4 protein-coding genes and 5 pseudogenes are annotated in these 3,751 nt (G+C 61.0%); 2 read left to right on the forward strand and 7 right to left on the reverse strand.

Going from position 1 to position 3,751, the window contains the following annotated elements; translation table 11 throughout:
• Positions 1-225 (reverse strand): hypothetical protein (locus ACZYOF_RS42795; RefSeq protein ID WP_463719499.1); only part of this gene is annotated, 225 nt, incomplete at its 3' end.
• Here ACZYOF_RS42795 and ACZYOF_RS42800 point away from each other — a divergent pair.
• A pseudogene (locus ACZYOF_RS42800) lies at positions 128-655 on the forward strand (tyrosine-type recombinase/integrase); the annotation flags it as partial. The gene ACZYOF_RS42795 and the pseudogene ACZYOF_RS42800 sit on opposite strands and share 98 nt — an antisense overlap.
• A 16-nt stretch (positions 656-671) precedes the next feature.
• On the opposite strand, the pseudogene ACZYOF_RS42805 reads toward ACZYOF_RS42800, so the two are convergent.
• Positions 672-830 (reverse strand): annotated as a pseudogene (locus tag ACZYOF_RS42805) (IS630 family transposase); the annotation flags it as partial.
• Between ACZYOF_RS42805 and ACZYOF_RS42810 the strand changes: the two are divergent.
• Positions 829-960: pseudogene (locus ACZYOF_RS42810) on the forward strand (IS110 family transposase); the annotation flags it as partial. The pseudogenes ACZYOF_RS42805 and ACZYOF_RS42810 sit on opposite strands and share 2 nt — an antisense overlap.
• 57 nt (positions 961-1,017) lie before the next feature.
• Here ACZYOF_RS42810 and ACZYOF_RS42815 read toward each other — a convergent pair.
• The 5 genes and pseudogenes from ACZYOF_RS42815 to ACZYOF_RS42835 form a co-directional block, all read right to left on the reverse strand.
• Entirely contained in the window at positions 1,018-1,140 is a 123-nt protein-coding gene (locus ACZYOF_RS42815; protein WP_463719500.1) for a hypothetical protein, read from the reverse strand.
• Positions 1,141-1,210: 70 nt separating this feature from the next.
• Positions 1,211-1,345 (reverse strand): annotated as a pseudogene (locus tag ACZYOF_RS42820) (type II toxin-antitoxin system PemK/MazF family toxin); the annotation flags it as partial.
• On the reverse strand, positions 1,342-1,566 hold the full coding sequence (locus tag ACZYOF_RS42825) for an antitoxin MazE-like protein (RefSeq protein ID WP_028152591.1): 225 nt from the start codon (positions 1,564-1,566) through the stop codon (positions 1,342-1,344). The gene ACZYOF_RS42825 and the pseudogene ACZYOF_RS42820, both read right to left, overlap by 4 nt.
• Before the next feature lie 66 nt (positions 1,567-1,632).
• Positions 1,633-2,839, reverse strand: a pseudogene (repC, locus tag ACZYOF_RS42830) (plasmid replication protein RepC).
• Between the two features lie 219 nt (positions 2,840-3,058).
• The gene (locus ACZYOF_RS42835; protein ID WP_394570197.1) at positions 3,059-3,319 is read right to left on the reverse strand and encodes a hypothetical protein; all 261 of its coding nucleotides are present in this window, start codon (positions 3,317-3,319) and stop codon (positions 3,059-3,061) included.
• Positions 3,320-3,751 lie beyond the last annotated feature (432 nt).

A 3,751-nucleotide genomic window follows, 5' to 3' on the forward strand; every position in this document is an offset into this window, starting at 1 on the left:
CGCCCGACCGCCGACAACGGCAAGATCGGCGGACCGTTGACACAGGCGATGAGAAAAAAGATCGCCGACGGCGGCTTCGAGACCCCCTACCGACTGCGAAAGCAGATCGTCGAGGCGGTGTTCGGACGCCGGCGGTCTGCGGCGCTCGGAAATCGTCGGCCTGGATTGCGGCCGCGACCAGACCGAGGACGGCCGCGGCTGGGTCGAGATCCTCGACAAGGGCATGATCGTCACCCTGCGGGGCAAAAGCGGCTGGCGGGAGGTCGAGATCGGCAGCGGCTCATCCGACGGCACCTGCCCGATCGTCGCCCTGCAGATCTGGCTGAAGCTGGCCCGGATCGGCCACGGGCCGCTGTTTCGCTTGGTGCGCGGTCAAGGCAAGGACGTCGGGCCGGACCGGCTGACCGACCAGCAGGTCGCCCGGCTGGTCAAACGCGCGGCGCTCGCCGCCGGAGTGCGCGGCGATCTTCCGGAAGGCGAACGGGAGACGAAATTTGCCGGACATTCCCTTCGTGCCGGCCTCGCCTCCTCCGCGGAGGTCGACGAGCGCTACGTGCAGAAGCAGCTGGGCCATGCCAGCGCCGAGATGACCCGGCGCTATCAGCGGCGCCGCGACCGCTTCCGCGTCAATCTGACCAAGGCGGCGGGGCTCTGAGGCCGCTCCCCGCTGATTAGAACCGATATGCCCAATCGCGCATTCCGATAAACATGATGCACCACGACTGGTCGATAAGTTTGTTCCACGCGTAGCAACAGTGATCGAGGATGTCGTTGTAGGATTTGAACACGCGGTTTGAAAGCCAGTTGTCACGAAGGAACTGCCAGACGCTCAAAAGTCAGGATCAACTCGACGTGCAGACTCCACACAGGTCGAGAGAACGGCTAGTCGCCGAGCGTACGGCGCTGATCAACCAGTTGCGCGCCATTCTTTTGGAGCGTGGATTGGCGGCTTGCGAAGGCTCAGTCTTCCAGTCGACGATGATATTCATCGGGCCTCCCTTCTTTGTTGCTGTCCAATCAGTCGGCGAGCCCGATCATCACGGACAGCATGTTGTTCAGCGCCAGCATATCGGCGCCTGACAGATGGCCTATCGCCGGGCCACATTTCGTACGCGGATAGGCCAGAACCTTGTCGACCATGACCCTGTGAGACGAGTTTGAGACCGTTCGAGGCCGTCGGCTCGATGGTGAGCCGATATAGCGGGGCATCGGCGATCGTGCCGGTGAGCAAGACCACGAGCGCGCTGTCCGCCGCATTGAGCACATCGGACTGGATGACGACCGCCGGACGGGGCTTGCCGTAGTCGCCCTGTGCCGAAACCGTGACGAGATCCCCTCTCCTCACGATTCAGGCCATTCAGTCGCGGCGGCAATGAAATCCAGCGCCTCAGCTTCCTCGGGCCGGCCGCGCAGCAGCAATCCCTGCCGCCTGGCTTCGGCGGCAAATTCCGGCTTGTGGGGATCAGGCACCCAGATACGCAGCTGCTTCATGCCGCGATGCTGCTGCTGTTGGCGGTAGCGCTGAAACTTGGTCAGGCCGTCATCGGTGTGCTTGGGCCGCGCCATATGAGATCTCCATCAGTTGCGCGCTACTTTACTATAAAGGTTGGCGCTACCAAACTGTTTCATGAATTAGGCCCGCATTTTCGTTTTCTTCAGCAGGGCATTCATCTGCGCCATCAGGATCGGCCCGAGCGAGAACTCCCCTGCCCCGGCTTTCGCCGTCAGGCCGCGCAGATAGCCGCCGGCGGAATTGATGGTGGCGCTCCGCTCGAGGATGCAAGCGACGACGATCGCGGCCTGACCTCACCCATAACGCGCTGCGCCTCCTCCCAAGCGCTGGGACTGATCCCGAGCATCGGCCGGACCACAGCGGCCGTCGCCAGGAAATCGCGCCAATTCGAAATCTGGCCGTGCTTGGCGTAATCGGCCAGGCCGCCACACGCCTGCAGTACCATTCCTAAGGGATAGCTCCCCTCCCCTCGGCGCTTGTTGGTCTGGCGAAGGCCTAGCCGCCCTGCCTTTTTTGAAGGCTGGTTCAAGATCAATAAAGGGGTTTGGATTTGAATTCTGTTTGTGCGGCTCAGAATGGGCCTCATTGGAGTCCAGATTCGACATCTTGACGTGTGATTTCAGCAGATCAAGCACGTCGTCGGCGAGTTGAGAAAGCGTATCGGCGGCCTCCTCCACCTGCTCAAGTGTTGGCGAGCGTGGAATTCCGTCCACGATCGCGCGGAATCCGACGTGAATCCTGGGCCAGTCGGCGGGTACGCTCTCCTCAACGCCGGAGGCGATCATCTTGGCGATGTCGCGCCGGCATAGCGTGATGCGCTCGCGGGCCAGCTTCACGGCCCTGATCTCGGCCGCGATCTCCTCGGCTAGGCGCTCTATCTCATCGGAAGGGCAACCAACGGCGAGATGTCGAAGCCGAAGGCGCGATCGATCTTCCCTGCCATATCCTTCCTGGCATAGCGCTTGCCGTTCGGTGAGTCCCGGCGAACGATCAGGCCAGCATCGACCAGGGCCGCCAGATGACCTTTCAACGTTGAGATCGGCATGCCATGGGCTCGCAGAGACAACTGGACGTTCGACGGAAGACGATCAGATCGTCCTCTCCGGTGAGAGCCGTCTCCGGGTGGAAAGTCAGCAGCGCATTCAGGACCGCCAGTGAACGTTCGGAGACACCGAGTTTCGGCCTGGCCGTGCAGAGGGCCTGGAAGATCTTCCATTTGTGGACGACCTTTTCGGGCGGCCGCGAAGTCGCGACGATCTGCGTTGCTACATGGGCAAGCGTCAGCGGTCGCCGCCCAAAGGGCGTCGTTGGGGCACGTGTCTGCATTTGTTGTCAGGCAAAAGAAATTTGCTCGCCGAATCGACGCCTAGACTAGGACTCTTGACAGTGATTCGCGGAAGGTGTTTTCTCAAATCCGCCCAGATTGATGAGAAAGGGCTTCCGGGGCTTCGCTTCGGGGGCCTTTTCTTTTGCGGCTGCTCCTTGGTTCTGGGTTGATCGTTACGCGGTTAGGGACGCAAACTGGGGGTTGCCAGATGCCAACTCCTACTGGCCGTCGAGCCAGTCGTCGTAGAGAGACGCCATCCGGCTTTCGAGCCACTCACCGAACGGGCGGCCATCCTTACGCGAAGACCCATCATTCTTGGGGATCTTCACGGTCATATCGCCAGACGGCGACCGCTTAACGAGTGCGAACTCGGATCCATTGCGACCCGCGATCGGAGAAAAGTCCGCAGCTGCGGACTTTTTCGTTTCCCTCCTGGAAGCCGAGGGGCCGATCGCGATGATGACATCTTCGGGAATCATCGAAGCTCGATCATTTTGTAGACCGTCGATTTGCTGGCCGAGATGGCAGAAACGAGACGTTCGCCCTTGAGGCCGCGATCTTTCAGTCGCCGAGCAAACAGGCACTTCTCGATGAAAGAGATGTTGTTGCGCTCGTTGTTCTCCTGCCCCTGAGCGACCAGGGCCGATAGTTTGAGACCGAAAAGGGCCGCTCGGTTTGATATACGGAGGGCATGATGACGAAGACGAGACGGAAGATCGACGCGGCACTGAAGGCGAAGATTGCGCTCGAGGCGGTGCGGGAGCAGGCGTAACCGGCATGAGGACCCCACCTAGCCATCCTTCGGCTTGCGCGCGATACAGCCTGGCATGAGCGGATCGGTGGAGGTGTAACGATGGCAAATGCCATGCTTGATGCCAGGCAGGAAGGTGACTCCTATCGTCGCGTCGAGG

The organism is Bradyrhizobium sp. LeoA1Lang, assembly GCF_055413685.1.